At 71.2% G+C, this 17,114-nt stretch carries 19 protein-coding genes and 1 pseudogene; 10 read left to right on the top strand and 10 right to left on the bottom strand.

What is annotated here, in order from left to right:
• Nucleotides 1–112 precede the first annotated feature (112 nt).
• The 3 genes from K7W41_RS17890 to K7W41_RS17880 form a co-directional block, all read right to left on the bottom strand.
• Nucleotides 113–307, bottom strand: coding sequence for a thiazolylpeptide-type bacteriocin (locus K7W41_RS17890; protein ID WP_224611512.1), 195 nt, complete (start codon nt 305–307; stop codon nt 113–115).
• Nucleotides 308–475: 168 nt separating this feature from the next.
• On the bottom strand, nt 476–1,288 hold the full coding sequence (locus K7W41_RS17885) for an ABC transporter permease (RefSeq protein ID WP_224611511.1): 813 nt from the start codon (nt 1,286–1,288) through the stop codon (nt 476–478).
• Nucleotides 1,285–2,226 carry an ABC transporter ATP-binding protein gene (locus K7W41_RS17880; RefSeq protein ID WP_224611510.1) on the bottom strand — a complete coding sequence of 314 codons (942 nt, stop codon included), beginning with the start codon at nt 2,224–2,226 and terminating at the stop codon, nt 1,285–1,287. The genes K7W41_RS17885 and K7W41_RS17880 overlap by 4 nt, the downstream gene beginning before the upstream one ends.
• 349 nt (nt 2,227–2,575) lie before the next feature.
• On the opposite strand from K7W41_RS17880, the gene K7W41_RS17875 reads away from it, so the two are divergent.
• From K7W41_RS17875 to K7W41_RS17860, 4 genes are all read left to right on the top strand, one after another.
• Nucleotides 2,576–2,725, top strand: coding sequence for a hypothetical protein (locus K7W41_RS17875; RefSeq protein ID WP_224611505.1), 150 nt, complete (start codon nt 2,576–2,578; stop codon nt 2,723–2,725).
• A 150-nt stretch (nt 2,726–2,875) separates the two neighbouring features.
• Entirely contained in the window at nt 2,876–3,073 is a 198-nt protein-coding gene (locus K7W41_RS17870) for a hypothetical protein (RefSeq protein ID WP_224611503.1), read from the top strand.
• A gap of 17 nt (nt 3,074–3,090) precedes the next feature.
• The gene (locus K7W41_RS17865; protein ID WP_224611500.1) at nt 3,091–3,243 is read left to right on the top strand and encodes a hypothetical protein; all 153 of its coding nucleotides are present in this window, start codon (nt 3,091–3,093) and stop codon (nt 3,241–3,243) included.
• 112 nt (nt 3,244–3,355) lie between these two features.
• On the top strand, nt 3,356–4,810 hold the full coding sequence (locus K7W41_RS17860; RefSeq protein ID WP_224611498.1) for an alpha-amylase family glycosyl hydrolase: 1,455 nt from the start codon (nt 3,356–3,358) through the stop codon (nt 4,808–4,810).
• A 184-nt stretch (nt 4,811–4,994) separates the two neighbouring features.
• Here the strand turns inward: K7W41_RS17860 and K7W41_RS17855 are convergent, their stop codons facing one another.
• Nucleotides 4,995–5,375, bottom strand: a complete 381-nt coding sequence (locus K7W41_RS17855) for a hypothetical protein (RefSeq protein ID WP_224611496.1) — start codon at nt 5,373–5,375, stop codon at nt 4,995–4,997.
• A gap of 154 nt (nt 5,376–5,529) precedes the next feature.
• Here K7W41_RS17855 and K7W41_RS17850 point away from each other — a divergent pair, with 154 nt between their 5' ends.
• The 4 genes from K7W41_RS17850 (at nt 5,530) to K7W41_RS17835 (ending at nt 8,263) form a co-directional block, all read left to right on the top strand.
• A complete protein-coding gene (locus tag K7W41_RS17850; protein ID WP_224611494.1) occupies nt 5,530–6,078 on the top strand; it encodes an AAA family ATPase in 549 nt (182 codons plus the stop codon).
• Between the two features lie 243 nt (nt 6,079–6,321).
• Nucleotides 6,322–6,915, top strand: a complete 594-nt coding sequence (locus K7W41_RS17845) for a chromate transporter (protein ID WP_224611492.1) — start codon at nt 6,322–6,324, stop codon at nt 6,913–6,915.
• Nucleotides 6,912–7,430 carry a chromate transporter gene (locus K7W41_RS17840; protein ID WP_224611490.1) on the top strand — a complete coding sequence of 173 codons (519 nt, stop codon included), beginning with the start codon at nt 6,912–6,914 and terminating at the stop codon, nt 7,428–7,430. Before K7W41_RS17845 ends, K7W41_RS17840 begins: the two co-directional genes overlap by 4 nt.
• 47 nt (nt 7,431–7,477) lie before the next feature.
• Complete coding sequence (locus K7W41_RS17835; protein WP_224611488.1) at nt 7,478–8,263, top strand: phosphotransferase family protein; 786 nt, start codon at nt 7,478–7,480, stop codon at nt 8,261–8,263.
• 213 nt (nt 8,264–8,476) lie between these two features.
• Here K7W41_RS17835 and K7W41_RS17830 read toward each other — a convergent pair whose 3' ends face one another.
• From K7W41_RS17830 to K7W41_RS17805, 6 genes are all read right to left on the bottom strand, one after another.
• Nucleotides 8,477–11,779 carry an AAA family ATPase gene (locus K7W41_RS17830; RefSeq protein ID WP_224611487.1) on the bottom strand — a complete coding sequence of 1,101 codons (3,303 nt, stop codon included), beginning with the start codon at nt 11,777–11,779 and terminating at the stop codon, nt 8,477–8,479.
• A gap of 118 nt (nt 11,780–11,897) precedes the next feature.
• The gene (locus K7W41_RS17825; protein ID WP_318010920.1) at nt 11,898–12,449 is read right to left on the bottom strand and encodes a GerMN domain-containing protein; all 552 of its coding nucleotides are present in this window, start codon (nt 12,447–12,449) and stop codon (nt 11,898–11,900) included.
• A complete protein-coding gene (locus tag K7W41_RS17820; protein ID WP_224611485.1) occupies nt 12,446–13,834 on the bottom strand; it encodes an N-acetylmuramoyl-L-alanine amidase in 1,389 nt (462 codons plus the stop codon). Before K7W41_RS17820 ends, K7W41_RS17825 begins: the two co-directional genes overlap by 4 nt.
• Nucleotides 13,831–14,262 (bottom strand): SsrA-binding protein SmpB, encoded by a 432-nt coding sequence (gene smpB / locus K7W41_RS17815; protein ID WP_224611484.1) that lies wholly within the window; start codon nt 14,260–14,262, stop codon nt 13,831–13,833. The genes K7W41_RS17820 and smpB overlap by 4 nt, the downstream gene beginning before the upstream one ends.
• Before the next feature lie 105 nt (nt 14,263–14,367).
• Nucleotides 14,368–15,081 carry an SDR family oxidoreductase gene (locus K7W41_RS17810; protein WP_224611483.1) on the bottom strand — a complete coding sequence of 238 codons (714 nt, stop codon included), beginning with the start codon at nt 15,079–15,081 and terminating at the stop codon, nt 14,368–14,370.
• 86 nt (nt 15,082–15,167) lie between these two features.
• Nucleotides 15,168–15,629: a hypothetical protein gene (locus K7W41_RS17805; protein ID WP_224611482.1), complete on the bottom strand. Its 462-nt coding sequence runs from the start codon at nt 15,627–15,629 to the stop codon at nt 15,168–15,170.
• Between the two features lie 119 nt (nt 15,630–15,748).
• Between K7W41_RS17805 and K7W41_RS17800 the strand changes: the two are divergent.
• A pseudogene (locus K7W41_RS17800) lies at nt 15,749–16,393 on the top strand (MazG family protein); the annotation flags it as partial.
• A gap of 27 nt (nt 16,394–16,420) precedes the next feature.
• On the top strand, nt 16,421–17,008 hold the full coding sequence (locus K7W41_RS17795; RefSeq protein ID WP_224611553.1) for an NUDIX hydrolase: 588 nt from the start codon (nt 16,421–16,423) through the stop codon (nt 17,006–17,008).
• Nucleotides 17,009–17,114: the final 106 nt, after the last annotated feature.

Here is a 17,114-nt window from a genome sequence, read left to right as displayed (position 1 = left end):
CCGTACCTCCTTGTCTGAAAGTCGAGAGGGCGTTGTCGGCGTGCTGCGGGGCAAAGGGTGGGGGGAGGGGGGTCGCCTGGACCCAGTCCCTCCCCCGCCCGCACTGGGCACCTTACTCAGCGGAGACTTCGCTGGCCCCGCAGCAGCACGAGCTGCTGCCGCAGGTGGAGGTGGCGCTGCAGGAGCTGGAGCCGGACGACGCGCCGGTTTCGGCCAGGGCGGTGCTGTCGCGCACTTCGGTCACTTCCAGGGCTTCGATGTTCAGGTCGCTGAAGTCAATGTCGGTCATGGGGGCAATGTTGGTCATGGTGGTCTCCTTGGGAATGCGCTGTCGGCGCAGTGAGAGGGCGAAGGAACGGACAGCGGCGTGCAGGGTCAGGTGAGGGGGCGGGGCGTTAGAAGGCGATCACCTCCGGGTGGGGCGGGTAAAGCCGGGTGGATTAGGAGCGCTGGAACCCTAGGGGCCGCAGGGGCCTTATAGGCCAGCGTTGCCTTCGTCGCGTCGGTAGCCCAGGCGGGCCAGGAAGAGGAACAGCGCGGCGTATCCGGTCAGCCACAGCACGTGGGAGAGCATGTTGGGGTCGTGTGCGGCACCAATCTGGCCCAGGGCCAGCTGCGAGAAGTGGTAGGGGGGCAGGGCCGGGGCGATCTTCTGAAAGAACGCGGGGAGCATGGCGTACGGCATCCAGAGGCCGGAAGCGAACGACATGGGGATGTAGATCACATTGGCCAGGGCCGGCGCGGCGCCGGGGCCGGAGAGGAAACCCAGGGCCAGACCCAGGGCGGTAAACGGCAGGCCACCCAGAATCAGGGCCAGACCCAGGCGCAGCCATGTCTCGGCCGGCATCTCCACGCGGCCCACGGTGGCGCCCAGCAGGAACATCAGCGAGATGATGGTGACGTTGAACATCAGCGAGGTCACCAGCTTCGAGAGCAGGAAGGCCCCGGGCGGCATGGGTGAGACGCGCTTGATCTTCAGCCAGCCACTGGCCCGGTCGTTGGCGATGCCCACCCCGAAGGAGAAGAGCGAGGCGCCGATCACGCCGAAGGCGCCGTAGGTGGCCAGCATGTACATGGGCACCCGGACATTGCCCGCCGACTGGTTCATGTAGGTAAAGCCGAACACCACGTAGAACAGCAGCGGAAAGATGATGGTGGGAATCAGGAACATGGGGCTGCGCAGCAGGGTCAGCGTCTCGGCGCGGATCTCCAGGCGGTACAGGCGCCAGCGGTTGACGCGGGGGGCCGGGAAAGGCCGGGTGCGGGGCACGTCTTGCACGAGGCTCATGCGCTCACTCCTTGTGGGGTCTTGAGGCCCTGGAACACGTCGTCCAGGCTGGCGGGCCGCACGGTGAATTCCTGCAGGGCAGGGTCCAGGGCGTACAGGGGGGGCGCGATCACGGCCTGCCCGTCCACGGTCAGGTGCAGCACCCCGTCCTGCTGGCGCACGGCGCGCACCCCGGGCACCGCCATCAGCTGCGCTTCGGTCAGCAGGGCGCTGCGCAGCGAGACGTGCTGCACGTTCACCCGGGCCTTGAGTTCCTGCGGTGTGGCCTGGGCCACCAACCGGCCCTTGTCCATCACCAGAATCCGGTCGGCCAGGGCGTCGGCCTCTTCGAGGTAGTGGGTGGTGAGCAGCACGGTGCGGCCGTCGTCCACCAGGGCCCGCACCTGGGTCCAGAAGGACCGGCGGGTGTCCACGTCCAGCGCCACGGTGGGTTCGTCCATCACGATCAGCGCGGGGTCGCCGCACAGGGCCAGGGCAAACCGCACCCGCTGGCGCTGCCCGCCGGACAGCTGCCGGTAGGTTCTCGTGGCCAGGTCGCTTAGACCGGCGCGGCGCAGCGTTTCGGCCACCGGCAGCGGCGCGGGGTAGTAGCTGGAAAACAGCTCGACCAGTTCAGCGACGCGCAGGTTGGCCGCCAGATGCACCTGCTGCAGCATGGAGCCGGTGTGCATGCGGTGGGCGGCGTCAAGCGGCGAGCGGCCGTAGACCTTCACCGCGCCCTGGGTGGGGGCCAGCAGACCCAGCACCATATTCACCAGGGTGCTTTTGCCGGCGCCGTTGGGGCCCAGGAGTGCCACCACCTCGCCGGGGTGGATGCTGAGGCTGGTGGGGTGCAGCGCGGGAATGGCGCCGTAGGCCTTGCTCACCTCCTGAAGTTCGATGGCGGGGCCGGCGTACTCCGGTCTCCACGTCCTGGGTGTGTGCCGTTCAAGCTGCATTTCACTCTCCTTCCGGCGCGGGGCTTCTTTGGGTTCTTCCCGAGCGGTGAGGAGAGTGTGCCGGGGGACCGGGGACAGCCCGGAGACAGGGGGGCCGGTGGTGGAGCGAGTGGCAGGGACATAGGCCCGCAGCCAGGGTCCAGGGCCGACTGTCCCCAACCCGTCTCCGGGCGGCGCGCACCGTGGGCGCACGTGCAGGCCCCTCCGTTTCGGTGGTCCGGCCTGCACCGGCGGCGCGCTGGTGGTTCTGCTGCCGTCAGGACCCACCCCTGGGTGTCTGACGCGCGGCCACACCCAGCGCCACTTCCCGGCCCGCTTCTCACACCCGTTTCTGTCTCAAGGAGGTTTTATGCGCGTTCTGTCTGCCCTTCTGCTCTCCCTGGTCCTCTTTGCCCCGGTGGCCCAGGCCACGGGCGCGGCCACGCCCCAGACCGGCGGCACCTTTGGCGGGTTCGGCGGCGGCTCGTCGGGTGGGGGCGGCGCCTCGGGCGGCTGGTAAGTCCGGCCCCAGTGTCCCCGCCGCGCCCCGCCCGTGACCCTGCCCCCAGTCGTGTCTCCAGTCGTGTCTCCAGCCGTGTCCCCGTGCGTGTCCCTGCGCGGCCTGCACGGTGTCTCCAGGCCGTCCCCAGGCGATTTCTACAGTTCCCCCATGACCCGCACCCGCACCCCCCGCACCGCCGTGTTCGCCCTGCTGACCGCTGCCCTGCTGGGCCTGAGCGCCGGCGCCCAGACCGCCTCGCCCAACAGCGACCCCGCCGTGGGACCGGTGCAGCTGAGTGACCCGGCCGTCGGCCCGGTGCAACTGGGCACGCCCGCTCCTGCCCCCACCCCATCCACGGGCCGCTGAGCCCCAGGAGGTTTGATATGCGTCTGAAAACTGTGCTGACCAGCCTGCTCGCCCTCGTTTTGGTGACCGCCACCGCTGCCCAGGCGGCAACTGCTGCCCCGCAGACCCAGGGATCGGTGAAAGGCGGCGGCGGGTCCTTCGGGGGGGGCGGGGCCAGCGGCAGCTGGTAAAGCCCACCTTCCTGGCAGGCGGCGAATCCATTCAGGGTTCGCCGCCTGCCGTGATGCCCCTGTCCTGACTGCACCGCCCCTCTGCCGATCTCGGAACCGCTACCATAGCCCCATGCGCTTTCCTGCCCTGACGGGCGCGCTGCTCCTGGCCCTGACCAGCCTGAGCAGCGCGCAGACGGCCACGCCCCCGGCCCGCTTTGAGGGGCAGATTATCTATCAGGTCATGCCGGACCGCTTTTTCGACGGCAACCCGAACAACAACCAGGGCGTCAACCGCGCCGATCTGCGCGCGTGGCACGGCGGCGACCTGCCGGGCCTGACCCAGAAACTGCCTTACATTCAGAAATTGGGCGCCACCGCCGTGTGGCTCACCCCCGTCTACCAGCAGCAGACCACCAATTCCTTTGGCACGGCGCCCTACCACGGCTACTGGCCGGCCGATTTCCGCAACGTGGACCCGCACTTTGGCACCCTGGCGGACTTCGGCACCTTCGTGAAGGCCGCGCAGGGGGCCGGGATGCGCGTGGTGCTCGATCAGGTGATCAACCACTACGGCTATGAGGCGGCGGCGGTGCGCGCGCGCCCAGGCTGGTTCAACGGCGAGGCGCAGTGCAGCGCCACCACCAACAAGGATGTGGACTGCCCCCTGGCCGGGTTGCCGGACCTGCGGCAGAGCGAGCCCCAGGTGCGTGAACTGCTGCTGGGCAACGCGAACTTCTGGCGCGAGCAGGGCGTGCAGGCCTTCCGCTACGACGCGATCAAGCATGTGGAAGGCCCTTTCCTGCGCGAGCTGCTGGCCGCCGACCGGCAGGCGGGCACCTGGACCCTGGGCGAATGGTTCGACGCCGACACGGGCACGGTGGCCGACTGGCAGAAGGCGGGCTTTGACAGCCTGTTTCTCTTCAGCCTGCAGGCGGCCATGAAGGGCAGCATCATGGCCGGCCAGAGCCTGGACGGTGTGCGCAGCGTGCTGGCGCGGCAAGGTGAGCTGGTACGCCCCGGCGAGGTGGCCCTGTTCCTGGACAACCACGACGTGCCCCGCTTTGCCCAGGGCACCCTGTTTGAAGACATCGGCCAGGAGCGCACCAAGTATGGCCTGCGCGCCCTGATGACCCTGCGGGGCGTGCCGGTGATCTGGCAGGGCACCGAAATCGCCATGCGCGGCGCCGCCGACCCCGACAACCGCCGCGACATGCGCTTTGAAGACCAGTGGACCCCCGGCGAGCGCGCCGTGTTCGAGGCCACCCGCGACGCCATCGCCGTGCGCAAGGCCAGCCCCGCCCTGAGTGCCGGCGCCCTGAAGCTGCTCCCCACCCCCGACACCGTCAGCGGCGACCTGCTGCTGTTTACCCGCGAACTGAATGGCCAGACCGTGCTGGCTGCGTGGCACAACGGCAAGGCGCGCAAGACCTACAGCCTGAAACTGAGCACCCTGGGCGTGGCCTGGGCGAACCGCCCCGCCGCCTCTTCCCTGTTCGCCGGCCAGAACGCCCGGGTCAGCGTCTCGGGCGGCTACCTGCACCTGAGCCTACCGCCCCAGGATGCGGCGGCCTTCCGGGTGGAGTAAGCCACAGGGCAGCGGCGCGGAGGTCATCCTTCCGCGCCGCTCTGCTTTGGTCTGATACGGAACTCAGGTGAGCCGAAGGCGAGCCTGAGCGGAGCGAACACGAGAAAATACGGGACTACGGCGATGGAAAAGCATATTTGCGCTCTTCCCAATATGCTTTGGAATCAGAGGAGTCCCGTATGATTTAAGCTTTCAGGGGCCTGGGCACCGGCAGGGTGTAGGTCGCAAACGGTTTCCACTGCCCGCCCGGGTGGTGGCGGGCCAGGGGCCGGTCCTGGGCGTCCACATAGACCATGCGGTAGCGCATGCGGCCCAGTTCCAGACCGCCGCGCTCGCGCCACAGCACCTGCACGTCCACATTCGTGGCGGCGGGGTCCGTGTCGTGGGCACCCAGAATGCTGAACTCATCCAGGCGGCCCGGGTACACCTTCTTGACCTGCCGGATGCTGCGCCGCCCGGTGGGAAACACCCGCGCGGGCAGGGCCAGGGCCATTTCGCGGTAGTGGCCGCCCTGCCAGTGGGTCAGGAAGGCGCTCAGGGCGTCCTGTGGCGTGGCCGTGTTCATGCCCCCAGCATGGCACGCCGGGATTAGGGCGCGGTATGGGGCATTTGGCGCAGCGGCAGGTGCGACAGGTGGCCCAGGGACAGCCCGCACCCCTTTGTATAGATGGCCCTTTGGATGGAGGGCGGCGCTGGCCGTAGGCGGGTAGCCTCGGGAAGTGACCCCACCCCTTCTGCTGGTGCTGACCGGGCTGCCGGCTGCTGGAAAATCCACCCTGGGCGCGGCGCTGGCCCGCGACCTGCAGCTTCCCTTCGTCACCAAGGACGAGTACAAGGGTCTGCTGCTGGCCCGGCAGCCAGACCTGCCCCGGGACATTTCGGGGCCTCTGAGCTTTGACCTGATGTGGCATGTGGCGGGCGTGACGCTGAGGGCAGGCGTGAGCACCGTGCTCGAAACGCATTTCTACCGCGGGGTCAGCGAGGCGCACCTGCTGCGGCTGGCGCAGACCCACGGCGCCCGGCTGGCCCAGGTGTTCTGCACCGCGCCGCTGGACGTGCTGCGGGCGCGGCATGCGGCGCGCGTGGCTTCGGGGGCGCGGCCGGGGATAGACCTGCCCTTCGAGCACGCCCTGGCGCCCGCCCACTGGTGCCACACCCCGCTGGACCTGGGCCCGGCGCCCTGTCTGCAGTTGGACACGGCTGCGGGTAATCCGCTGCCCAGGGCGCTGGCCTGGGTGCAGGGGCTGGCTGCTCTGCCGACAGACTGAGGGAAAGAGCCCCCTATTTGATGGACTGCATGGGCCATCACCCAACCCAGGAACAGGCCCATGAACGGCCCTGCTCCTGCAGCTGCCCGGCGCGAACCTAGACCCCAGGCTGCACCAACCACAGCGCCCGGCGTGATGTCCCCACCGCTGGGCCACCCTTCTGCCCCTTTCGTTCGTTCTGTTCCCGGCTGTTCCCGCCGCAGTCACGCCTGGGCGGCGGGCCCGCCGCCTTAGGCTCTGGGCATGCCTGCCCCGGCCCTCTCCCCCACCGCCCCGGACCACCCGGCCCAGCCGCAGCGGCCTCCCACTCCCCTGGGGCTGCTGCAGTTGTTTCTGGGCGTGGCGCTGGTGGGCATTGGCGGCGGCCTGCCCGCCCATACCCGCCGGGCCCTGGCGGCGCGCGGCTGGCTGACCGACGCCGCTTTTGCCGAGGCCTTTACCCTGGCGCAGCTGACCCCCGGGCCCAACGCCGTGAATCTGGCCGCCATGGTCGGCGCGCACCTGTGCGGGCCCCGGGGCGCGGCGCTGGCGGTGGCCGGGATTCTGGCACCGGGCTTGGTGGCCATGCTGGCAGTCAGTGTGATCACGCTGGGGCTGCCGGGGGGCCTGCCGCCCACCTTCCAGAGCGCACTGCGCGGAGCGGCCTGCGCGGCGCTGGGGGTGATGCTCACGGCCGCCGTGCCGGTGGTGCAAGTGGCGCTGGGGGTCCGGGGCGGCGCGGTCCTGATGGGCGCTACGTTTCTGGCCCTGGCCGCCCTGAAACTGGACCTGCTGCCGGTGCTGGCGGTGGTGGTTGCGGCTGGCCTGCTGCTCAACCGGCCCCGGAGCGGCGAATGAGCGCCGACCCCTGGGACATCCTGCTCACCTTTACCCGGCTGGGGCTCGTGAGTTTCGGGGGGGCCAACCTGCCGGAAATTGAACGGGTGCTGGTAGAGCAAAAAGGCTGGATCACCCCGCAGGTGCTGGCCGGCGGCTTTGCGCTGGGGCAGGTGATGCCGGGGCCCAACATGCTGGCCATGACCCACTACGGCTTTGCGGCCGGGGGCTGGTGGGGCGCGGCAGCGGCCACCGCCGGGTTTTACGGCCCCACCGCCCTGCTGAGCGCAGCGGCCATGCTGGCGTGGCAGCGCCTGAGCCGCTGGCGCTGGTTGCCGCCGCTGCGCAGCGCGCTGCTGCCTTTTGGCGCCGGGGTGCTGCTGGCGGGCGCGCTGGTGCTGGGGCGCAGCAGCCTGCACAGCTGGCCCGCTGCCGTGATTGCCGTGGCCGCTTTTGTGCTGCTGCAGCGCACGCGGGTCAACGCGGCGGTGGTGGTGCTGGGCGCGGCGGGGCTGGGCGCGCTGCTGGGCCTGTAGGGTGTGGCCAGACGCGGCGCTCACGGCCCCAGGGGAATACTGAGCGCATGGCTCCGTCCCCCTACGCCAAGCCCCTGCAGCACGCCGACCTGCCCGCAGGGATCCGGGTGGTCCTGGGCCCCGGACCCCTGCAGGAGCCCCCGCAACAGGGCCGCACGTCCCGCGTGGCCTTTGCGCTGGACACTGGGGGCAGGCCTGTTGTGGTCAAACGCTCGGTGGGGCCACACCTGGACTTGCTGCGGCGCGAAGCCCGCGCACTGGGCGCCCTGCACCCGCTGGGCGTGCCCGCCCCGGCGCCGCTGCTGTACCTGGAACACGCGGCGCCCGCTGGCCCGGAAGGCTGGCTGGTCACCCCGCGCTGGCCCGGCCTGACGCTGGAGGTGGCCCTGCGCACCCAGGAAGACCCGGGGCACCGCGCCGCCCTGCTGGCCGACTTCGGCACGGCCCTGGCGAGGCTGCACGCGACGCCGCCGCCACCCGGTTTCGGCAGCCCCGACTGGCTGGCCGGGGCCCTGACCACCGCCGCCCGCCTGAACCCAGCGGTGGACGCCGCCCACCTCGCCCAGTTGCGCCGCGAGCAGCCTGGCGGCCGGGCGGCAACCCTCATTCACGGCGACCTCTTTCTGGACAACGTGATGGTGGCCCAGGGGCGCGTGACTGGCTTTATTGACTGGGGCTTTGCGGCGGTGGGCGACCCCCGTTATGACGTGGCCGTGGCGATCCACGAACTGAGCCCGGCGGATCAGGCGGCTTTTATAGAGGGCTACGGCCCGGCTGCGCAGTTGACCCCCCAGGAAACCGATTTCTTCGTCGGGGTCGCCCTGCTGTTCTGACAGCGGCCCCAGGGCAAAGGACACGAGTGTCAGTGAGGAACAGTCGCGCCGTGGAAGAGAGGCGCCCCAGGCTGACAATCAGGCCACCCCGATGAGCGTGCTTCCCTCCCTGCGCGAGCCACTTTCGGGCTCTGTGGCACCCACTCGGGCCTCCCCCAGCAGAGCCTTCCTCTGAACCTGCCTTCAGAGGACAGTCCCCCCCCTGTCTTTCCTCTACCCGGCTTTGGCGTCCTCGGGCTGCTTGATGCTCAGCACGCGGCTGGCGCCGGTCTGGTCGGTGGTCACGCCCCACAGCGCAGTGGCAATTTCCATGGTGGCCTTCTGGTGGGTCACCAGCAGGAACTGGGCGCCGCGCTCGCTGAACAGCTGCAAAAAGGCGGTAAAGCGGCGGATGTTGGCCTCGTCCAGCGGGGCGTCCACCTCGTCCAGCACGGCCAGGGGCAGGCCCCCGGCGCCGCCTTCGCCGCCGGCATGGTTCAGGGCGAACAGGAACCCCAGCCCCGCCATGGTGCGCTCGCCCGCCGACAGCAGGGTCATGGAGCGGGTGCGTTTTCCTTTGGGCTGCACCGCCAGCCGCAGGCCGCGCAGGCGCCCGGCCTCGTCACGCTCGCCTTCCAGTTCGCCCTGGCCGCCCAGCAGCTGGGCGCTGTACTCGCGGAAGGCGGCGTTCACCCGGTCAAAGGCGGCGGCCGTGGCGTGGCCCTCGGCGGTTTCGAGGTCGTGCAGGTGGGCGCGCAGTTCAGTGGCGGCCGTTTCGGCGTCGTGCAGCTCGGTGCGCACGGCGGCCAGCAGCTCGGCCTCGGCGGCGTGGTCGGCCTCGGCGCGGGCGTTCACCGGGCCCAGGGCTTCCAGGGCAGCGCGGGTGCGGGTCAGCTCGGCCGTCCACTCGCGCGGGGTGCCGGGGGGCAGGCAGCCGTCGGGCAGGGGTTCTTGCAGCCCCTCGCGCCGGGCTATGAGCAGGCGCACCTCGTCCAGGCGGGCGCGGGCCTTGTTCTGCGCGGCAATGAGGTTCGCGTAGGTCTGGGCGGCCTGCTCGCGGACATATTCGGCGCGGGCGTATTCGTGTTCGTCCAGGGTGCCCAGGGCGGCCTCGCGCCGGGTCACCTCGGTCACGGCGGCGGCGAGATGGGCCTCCTGGGTCTGCAGGGCCGCCCCACTGGCCTCCAGGCGGGCGCGCAGGTCCCCGGCGCGGGCGCGGCCGGTGCGGTAGGCGCGCCACGCGGCGTCAGCCTCGCGGGCCAGGGCCAGGGTTTCGGCGGCGGCGCGTTCGGCGGCGCGGCGACCCTCGGCCTCGTGGCGGGCGCCGGCCAGGGCCGCTTCCAGGTCGTTCAGGTCGGGCAGGGGCGCAACAGGGTCCACGGGTGCAGGGGTGTCGGGGCCCAGGCGGGCCGAGAGGCGGTCGCGGTGGGCTTCCAGGCTGCGGGCCTGCGCGCCCAGTTCGGCGGCGCGGCGCTCGGCCGCCGCCTCTTCCTGCGCGGCACGTTCGCGGGCGGCCAGCAGGGTGTCGTGCGCGGCGGCGCCCCCGGCCAGCGCGGCTTCCACCTTCTTCAATTCGGCGCCCAGGCGGGCACTCTGGCGGTCGGCGTCGTCCAGTTCAGCGTCCAGTTCCTGAAAGCGGCGCTGGTCGGTCAGCACGCCCGCGCCCGTGTCGCGCGCGCGGCCCCCAGTAATCGCGCCGCCGGGCTCCACCAGTTCGCCGTCCAGAGTGACCAGCCGGGGGCGGCTGCTGTGCGTGCGGGCAATGCGGTTGGCGGCGCGCAGGTCCCGCACCACCAGGGTGTCAGCCAGAATGGCTTCGCTCACCAGCGGCGGATCGCTGGGGCACAGGTCGGCGAGGTTGCCCACCACCCCGTCCTCGCGCAGCAGGGCGGCGTCGCGGCGTGGGCGGGCGCGGATCAGGTCCAGAGGCAGGAAGGTGGCGCGGCCCCCCACCCGCTTCAGTTCGTCAATAATCTCGCGGGCGTCTTCGGCCCGGTTCACGACCACCTGTTCCAGGCGCCGGCCCAGGGCGGCCCCCAGCGCGGTCTCGTAGTCGGCGGGCACAGTCAACAGGTCCGCCACCGAGCCCACGATGCCGGGGTGGTCCAGCCGCAGGGCGTTGCGGGCACCCTCGCCGTAGCGGGCATACGAATTCAGGGTCTGTTCCAGGCGCTCGCGTTCGCGGCGCAGCGGCGCCACGCTGGCGTTCACGCGCGCCAGTTCGCCGCGCAGGTGCCGCTCATGGTTCAGGGCGGCCTCGCGCTCGGCCTGCAGGGCGCGGTAGGCAGTTTCGGCCTGCTCGCGGGCGTGGCGCGCGGTGTCCAGGCGTTCCTCGGCGGCGTGCAGGCTCTCCAGGGTGGTGTCCAGGTTGCCCTGGGCGCGCTCCAGTTCGGCGCGCAGGGTCTCGCGGCCCCCGGCCTCGCGGGCCTGGGCCTCGGCGGCGCGGGCCACCAGGGTGCGGGCGCGCGACAGCTCGGCGTCCAGGCGGCGGGCCTGGACCTCGGCGCCCTCGGCCCCGCTGCGGGCGGCCTGCAGGGCGGCGTCCAGGGCGGGCAGGTCGGGGGCCGACACTTCCGGGGGGCTTGTGGGCAGGGCGTCCAGTTCGGCCTGCAGGGCGGCGCGCTCACCCAGCAGGTGGTCGCGGTAGCGCCCGGCCTGTGCGGCGGCGTCGCGGGCGGCGCGCAGGGTTTCCAGGGCGCCCGCGTAGGCGTCGCGGCGGGCGCGGGCGTCCTGGGCGGCCTCGCGGGCGCGCTCTGCGGCGGCGGCGGCGGTCTGCACCTCAGTGCCCAGGGCAGCGCTGCGGGCCTCCAACTCGGCACCCTCGGCGCGGGCGGCGGCGATGTCCCGGGCCAGTGCCGCCTGCCGCTCGCGGCGCAGGGCGTCTTCCAGGGTCAACACGCGCAGGCTCAGGGTGCGCCAGTCGCGCGCCTCCTGGGCCGCGCGGCCCAGCCGGGCCAGGACCGCTTCACGCTCGCCCAGCACCAGCCGCAGCGCGCCTAAGTGGGTGTCGGCCTCGCGCAGCCGCGCTTCGGTCTCCTGCCGCGCCGACACCGCGCGCGACAGCCCGGCCGCTTCCTGCACGTAGCCCAGCAGGGTCTTGCCCTCGGCCTGCACCACGCCGCTGACCTCGCCCTGCCCGATCACCGCCAGCCCCCCGGGCCCCAGACCCGTGCCGCGCAGGGCGCTCTGCACGTCGCGCACGCGGGCGGGGCGGCCCCCCAGGTCCTGCTCGGCCGTGCCGTCGCGGTAGATGCGCCGGGCCAGATTCACCCGGCCCTGCGCGGTGTGCAGTTCCAGCTGCACCTCGGCCAGCCCCAGCGGGGCCTTGCCGCCGCTGCCGTGAAAAATCAGCTCCGAGGCCCGGCCCGCGCGCAACTCGCGGGCGCGGGCCTGGTGGGTGGCCCAGCGAATGGCCTCCACGACGTTGCTCTTGCCGCTGCCGTTGGGCCCAATGACCGCACTGACGCCGGGCCCGAATTCCAGCCGGGTCCGGTCCGCGAAACTTTTGAAGCCTTGGAGGGTGATGCTGTGCAACATGGGGAGGTCAAAGGGTCTAAAGGTCTAAGAGTCTAAGGGAAAACAGAAGGAGCGTGGGCCCGCACGCAGGGGCGCCTGCCCCTTAGACCCTTCGACTCTTTGACCCTTAGACCTCTCCTCACTGATCCGCGCAGTCCTCGCGGGTGTACGGCTCGCGCAGGTCCAGGTGGCCCAGGGTTTCCACGTTCTGGCCGGCCAGCAGGAAGGTCACGTCCTGGCCCCGGCTGTCGAGCAGGGTGCGGGTGAGGGTACACAGCAGCATGCGCTCGCCGCTGGTGCCGTAGCGCAGTTTGGCGTAGCTCTCTGGCAGGTCCACGAAAAAGTGTTGCCCGCGCAGGTACACCTTGGGGGCCACGCTGCCGGTCGGCACCACGCCCAGCAGCCCCTTGTCGAAGGGGCCCTGGGTCCACACGTTCACGGCGGCCTGCGCCACGGCGCGCGGGTTGGTCTGCACCACCTGAATGGTGCGGGTTTCGGGCTTCAGGCGCTGCACCTGGGGGTCGGTGAAATACACCTTGACCTTCAGGGTCTGGCGCTCTTCGAGGTCCGGTTTGGGGGGCGTGGGCGTGGGCGGCGTGCGCTGCACTGCCTGCAGGGCCAGCACCGAGCAGGCAAACAGCGCCGCGGCCACCACGTTGAAGAGCGAAAACAGCTTGCGCAGCGCGGTCATGGCTGGGCCCCCGCCGCACCCGCACTGATGTTGGCGTTGTTGTTGGCGCGGGCCGTGAGGTAGGTGGCCACCGAGCGCGCCACTGCCTCGGCCATCAGCTGCAGGCGCTGGTTCACGCCCAGCTTGGCCAGATCCTCGGCGTTGCCCGCCCAGCCCAGTTCCAGCAGCAGCGCGGCCTGCGGGGCTTCGCCCAGCGACAGCACGCGGCTGGTGGTTTCGCGCCCGGCGGTGACGCCCTTGGCCTTCAGCTCGCCGCGCAGCAGTTCACCCAGGCGGCGGGTGCTGCCCGGGCCCGCCACCACCAGCGCCGAGTAAGGCGGCGCCGCGCCGGCGCGGATGGTGTTGATCAGGGGCGCGCTCGCCCGGCCGGTCTGCTCGTAGACGGTCACCCCGCTGCGCTGGGCCCCGGGCAGGCGCCCCAGGTCCAGGGCCAGATACACGTCGCTCTGGCGGGTCAGCCGCAGGGCGTCCTCGCGGCTCAGGGTCTGGCTGGCGTCGCGGGTCATGCGCACCTGCCAGCCGAACTTGGAGAGCAGCTCGGCCGCGCGCCGGGCCACTTCCAGGGTCACGTCGCGGCCCACGCCCGGCACCCGCACCGGGTCCAGCACGATCAGGGGAGCGGTCACCCGGGTCAGCACTTGGGGGCTGCTGCGCGCCACCCCGGGCCCGGCGTCCACCACCACGCGCACGTTGCCGGGGCGCACCACCTTGTACACGCGGTACCCGCTGCCCGCGTTCAGGGGCAGGGTCACGGTCAGGTCCTCGCCGCTGCGCGCCACGTCCACAGAGGGCACAAAGGCCCCCCGGGTGGTGTAGCGGCGGGTCTCGCCCTTCAGGCCGCGCAGGGTGATCACCGCGCGGTCGCCGCGCTGCTCGTCTTGCACGGCCACATCGCGCGAGAGGTCCAGCACCAGCCGGTCGGTGTCGCGCCCGGCGCGGCTGCTCACGCCCAGCAGCTGCGGCGCGGGCACCGTCAGCTTGCCGGGCTCGTACTGGGCGCCCAGGCCGGCGGCCAGGGTGTCCACCGGCAGGTACAGGTTGCCATTCACCAGCGTGGCGGCGCGCGCCTGCAGGCGGCGGGTGTCCAGCTGCACCGTGTTGAAATCGGTGGTGGCCCGCTGCTGGTCCTCGTCAATGGGCAGCAGCAGCGTGTGGCCCAGCCCCGTGACCCGCACAATCTGGCCTTCGCGGGTCACGGTGAGCAGGCCGCTCAGAACGCTCTGGCTGGCGTATTCGGCGCCGTACAGCTGAATGCTGTCCACCGGCTGCCCCGCCAGATTCAGGCGGCTGAAGGCAATCTGGGCCCCCGCGAGGCCCAGCAGCAGCAGGCCGGCGCTCAGCAGGCGCAGGGCGGCGCGGGGGCGGGCAGAGCGGGCGGCCTTCACAGCTCGCGCAGCTCCCGGCGCACGGTCTTTTCGGCCTCGGCGCGGCGCTTGTCATGCAGTTTCTTGCCGCGCGCCAGCGCCAGTTCCACCTTGAAATAGCGGCCCTTCTGGTACAGCCGGGTCGGCACCAGGGTCAGACCCTTCTGCTCCAGGCCGCGCTTTAATTTGCCAATTTCCTCGCGGTTCAGCAGCAGGCGGCGGGTGCGGCGGGGCTCGTGGTTGTTGTAGGTCGCTTCCTTGTAGGTGGGAATGTACAGCCCTTCTAACTCCACGTTGCCGCCCTGCAGCCGGGCAAAGGCGTCGCGGAAATCCACGCCGCCGGCCCGCACGCTCTTGACCTCACTGCCCGTCAGGCTGATGCCCGCCTCGAAGCGCTCTAATAATTCGTACTCGTAATGAGCGCGGCGGTTCGTGTACACGCGGGGCATTCTAGCAAGGGGCGGTGAGTGGTGAGTAGGCAGTGGTCAGTGGAAAAAACAGCCTCTCGGGCGCGCGCACAGCGCCTCTTCCACTCACCACTCCCCACCCACCACTTACCCCTTCTTTGGCCGGCTGGGCCGCACCTCCACGCGGCTGGGCAGGGTGCGCGCGGGCATGCGCAGGAGGTCCACGGTCAGCTGCGCGAGGTCCTCGGGCTGAATTTTCCAGGCGTCCTGATCATTCGGGGTGTGGCCGTTAAAGTGCGTCGCCACGCTGCCGGGCATGATCTGGGTGACCTTGATCCCCCGGTCGCGCAGTTCCAGCATCAGCACCTCGGACAGGCCGTTCAGGCCGAACTTGCTGGCGTTGTAGGCGCCGCCACCCGCAAAGGGGTTCTTGCCCGCCAGGCTGGACAGGGTAAAAACGTACCCGCCGCGCTGTGAGAGTGCTGGAATGGCCGCCTTGACGGTGTAAAAAGCCCCGCTGAGGTTGGTGTCAATCACGTCCTGCCACTGCTCAATGCTCAGGTCGGCCACAGAGGCAAAGTGGCCCACGCCTGCGTTCACAAACAGCACGTCCAGGCCGCCAAACGCCGCCACATGCGCGTCCACGGCGGCCTGCAGGGCGTGGGGGTCTTTCACGTCGCAGGCCACGCCCCGGGCCTGGGCGCCCAGCTCTGCGGCCACCCCTTCAATCTCGCCCTGGTGGCGGCTGGTGATCGTGACCCCGTAGCCCTCCTGCACCAGGGCCTGGGCCACTGCCCGCCCAATGCCCTTGCTGGCTCCGGTGAGAAAAGCGCTTTTGCCCTGCTGCGTCTGGCCGGTCATGGGCGGACGGTAACACGCCGCAGGCCGGGCGCAGTGTGGGGCCGCGTGCAGACACGGGCCCCGGGGCAATGACGGTGCGCCCGCGCTCAGGGCAGGCGGGCCGCCAACTGGTCGTACAGGTAATTCACGAACTCGGCCTGATAGCGCAGCAGCACGGAAATCCCGAAGGTTTCACTGAGCACCACGTTCTGGCCTTCGGGCAGGCGGAATTCCAGGCGGGCGCCCAGCTTGTTCCAGGGCAGCAGGGCGCGGGGCGCCACGAACACCGGGCGCACCTCGATGGCCCCGGGGGCGCCCGCCTTCTCGGTCACGGTGGCCCTGGGATACCGGCGCTTGATGGCCCCGGCGCTGTCGCGCTTCATGGCTGCCAGGATGCTGGCGCGCTGCTCGGCGCTCACGAGGTTGGGGTTGCCCTCGATTTTGGGGTCCAGGATGACGTAGGTGGCTGCCGAGAGGCGCTGGGCGGTCCAGCTGGCCGGCGTCTGGGCGCTCGCCAGGGGGAGGGTCAGCACCGAGGCGGCCAGGGCCGTGGAAAGCAGGAACTTCATGCGGGCCAGTGCATCACACCCAAGCTGACGCGGTGTGAGGGGGCGCTGAGGGGCGCCCTGGCCGCCCAAGGGCGCCACCAGGGCCCCGGGCCGTTCCAGCGGGCCGCTACAGTAGGGCCATGCAGGATCTACTGACCATCATGCGCCGCCTGCGCGGGCCCGGCGGCTGCCCGTGGGACCAGGAGCAGACCCACCAATCCCTGCGCCCCTACCTGCTGGAAGAAGCCGCCGAGGCCGCCGACGCTGCGGCCGGGGGCGGCGGCCCCGAACTGGCCGACGAACTGGGCGACGTGCTGCTGCAGGTGGCCTTTCACAGCGTCATTGGCGAGGAGGCCGGCACCTTCTCCTACGCGGACGTGGAACAGAGCATTGTGGAGAAGCTGGTGCGGCGCCATCCCCATGTGTTCGGAGACACGGCGGTGGCGGGCAGCGCCGAGGTGGTCACCAACTGGCAGGCCATCAAGGCCACAGAGCGCGGCGGGCGGCCCAGAAGCGCCCTGGAGCGGGTGCCCGCTGGCCTGGGCGCCCTGAGCCGCGAGGCCCAGGCCCAGAAACTGAGCGCGCAGCAGGTGGGTGCCCAGCCAGGCACCGCGCCGCCCAGGGGCGAGCCGGGCCAGCGGCAGGCCCAGGCCCTGGCGGCGCTGCAGGAGGCCCCGGCCACCCCGGAGGGCGTGGCACAGGTGCTCTCGGCGGTGGTGGCCTGGGCCCGCGCGGCAGGCGTGGACCCCGAACTGGCCCTGCGCGACCACACCACAGCGGCGCTGCGGGCACTGGACGCCGGCGCAGCGGCCATCCCCGTGACTGATCCACTGGACCGGGCTGCAGCCGACCCCTGGGCCACCTGGGTGGGGGAACGCGAGCGCCGCACCCTGCACCTGCCTGAATACCGCCGCGCCGCCGTGCTGGTGGGTCTGACCCGGGAAGCCAGCCCCCGCGTTCTGCTGACGGTCCGCTCGGCCGACCTGCCCACCCACCGGGGCCAGATCAGCTTTCCGGGGGGCAGTCTGGAACCGGGTGAGGACCCAGTCACGGGCGCCCTGCGCGAAGCCCAGGAGGAGGTGGGCCTGGACCCGGCCGCCGTGACCGTGCTGGGCGAACTGGACGACGTGTTCACGCCCATCGGCTTTCATGTCACGCCTGTGCTGGCCCGCATTCCCGCGCAGCCGGGGCTGACCCTCAGCGCCGAGGTGGCCCAGCTGCTGCTGCCCACCCTGGCCGAGCTGCGCGCCCTGCCCGTGACCACCGAAACCCGCACCCTCCCCGACGGCACCCGCGTGCCCCTCTACCGCTACCCCTGGCAGGGCCACGACATCTGGGGCATGACCGCCCGGATTCTGCACGACCTGCTGACCCAGGGGCCGGAGGAGGCCGATGGCTGATAGCTGATGGCAGATGGCTTTATCACCTTGCCATCTGCCATGTGCCATTACCCATCTGCACACAAAAAACCACCCCCACCACGGCGGGCGGGGGTGGGCTTCACGC

The organism is Deinococcus multiflagellatus (assembly GCF_020166415.1).
In the GTDB taxonomy this organism is placed as follows: Bacteria; Deinococcota; Deinococci; order Deinococcales; family Deinococcaceae; genus Deinococcus; species Deinococcus multiflagellatus.
The sequence above is the reverse complement of the archived record's forward strand: the minus strand, read 5'-3'. Positions and strand labels throughout refer to the sequence as shown.

Bases quoted from the DNA above. Each gene is read 5' to 3' on its own strand.
- K7W41_RS17890 (WP_224611512.1), bottom strand. From the start codon at position 307: ATGACCAACATTGCCCCCATGACCGACATTGACTTCAGCGACCTGAAC.
- K7W41_RS17885 (WP_224611511.1), bottom strand. From the start codon at position 1,288: ATGAGCCTCGTGCAAGACGTGCCCCGCACCCGGCCTTTCCCGGCCCCC.
- K7W41_RS17880 (WP_224611510.1), bottom strand. From the start codon at position 2,226: ATGCAGCTTGAACGGCACACACCCAGGACGTGGAGACCGGAGTACGCC.
- K7W41_RS17875 (WP_224611505.1), top strand. From the start codon at position 2,576: ATGCGCGTTCTGTCTGCCCTTCTGCTCTCCCTGGTCCTCTTTGCCCCG.
- K7W41_RS17870 (WP_224611503.1), top strand. From the start codon at position 2,876: ATGACCCGCACCCGCACCCCCCGCACCGCCGTGTTCGCCCTGCTGACC.
- K7W41_RS17865 (WP_224611500.1), top strand. From the start codon at position 3,091: ATGCGTCTGAAAACTGTGCTGACCAGCCTGCTCGCCCTCGTTTTGGTG.
- K7W41_RS17860 (WP_224611498.1), top strand. From the start codon at position 3,356: ATGCGCTTTCCTGCCCTGACGGGCGCGCTGCTCCTGGCCCTGACCAGC.
- K7W41_RS17855 (WP_224611496.1), bottom strand. From the start codon at position 5,375: ATGAACACGGCCACGCCACAGGACGCCCTGAGCGCCTTCCTGACCCAC.
- K7W41_RS17845 (WP_224611492.1), top strand. From the start codon at position 6,322: ATGCCTGCCCCGGCCCTCTCCCCCACCGCCCCGGACCACCCGGCCCAG.
- K7W41_RS17840 (WP_224611490.1), top strand. From the start codon at position 6,912: ATGAGCGCCGACCCCTGGGACATCCTGCTCACCTTTACCCGGCTGGGG.
- K7W41_RS17835 (WP_224611488.1), top strand. From the start codon at position 7,478: ATGGCTCCGTCCCCCTACGCCAAGCCCCTGCAGCACGCCGACCTGCCC.
- K7W41_RS17830 (WP_224611487.1), bottom strand. From the start codon at position 11,779: ATGTTGCACAGCATCACCCTCCAAGGCTTCAAAAGTTTCGCGGACCGG.
- K7W41_RS17825 (WP_318010920.1), bottom strand. From the start codon at position 12,449: ATGACCGCGCTGCGCAAGCTGTTTTCGCTCTTCAACGTGGTGGCCGCG.
- smpB (WP_224611484.1), bottom strand. From the start codon at position 14,262: ATGCCCCGCGTGTACACGAACCGCCGCGCTCATTACGAGTACGAATTA.
- K7W41_RS17810 (WP_224611483.1), bottom strand. From the start codon at position 15,081: ATGACCGGCCAGACGCAGCAGGGCAAAAGCGCTTTTCTCACCGGAGCC.
- K7W41_RS17805 (WP_224611482.1), bottom strand. From the start codon at position 15,629: ATGAAGTTCCTGCTTTCCACGGCCCTGGCCGCCTCGGTGCTGACCCTC.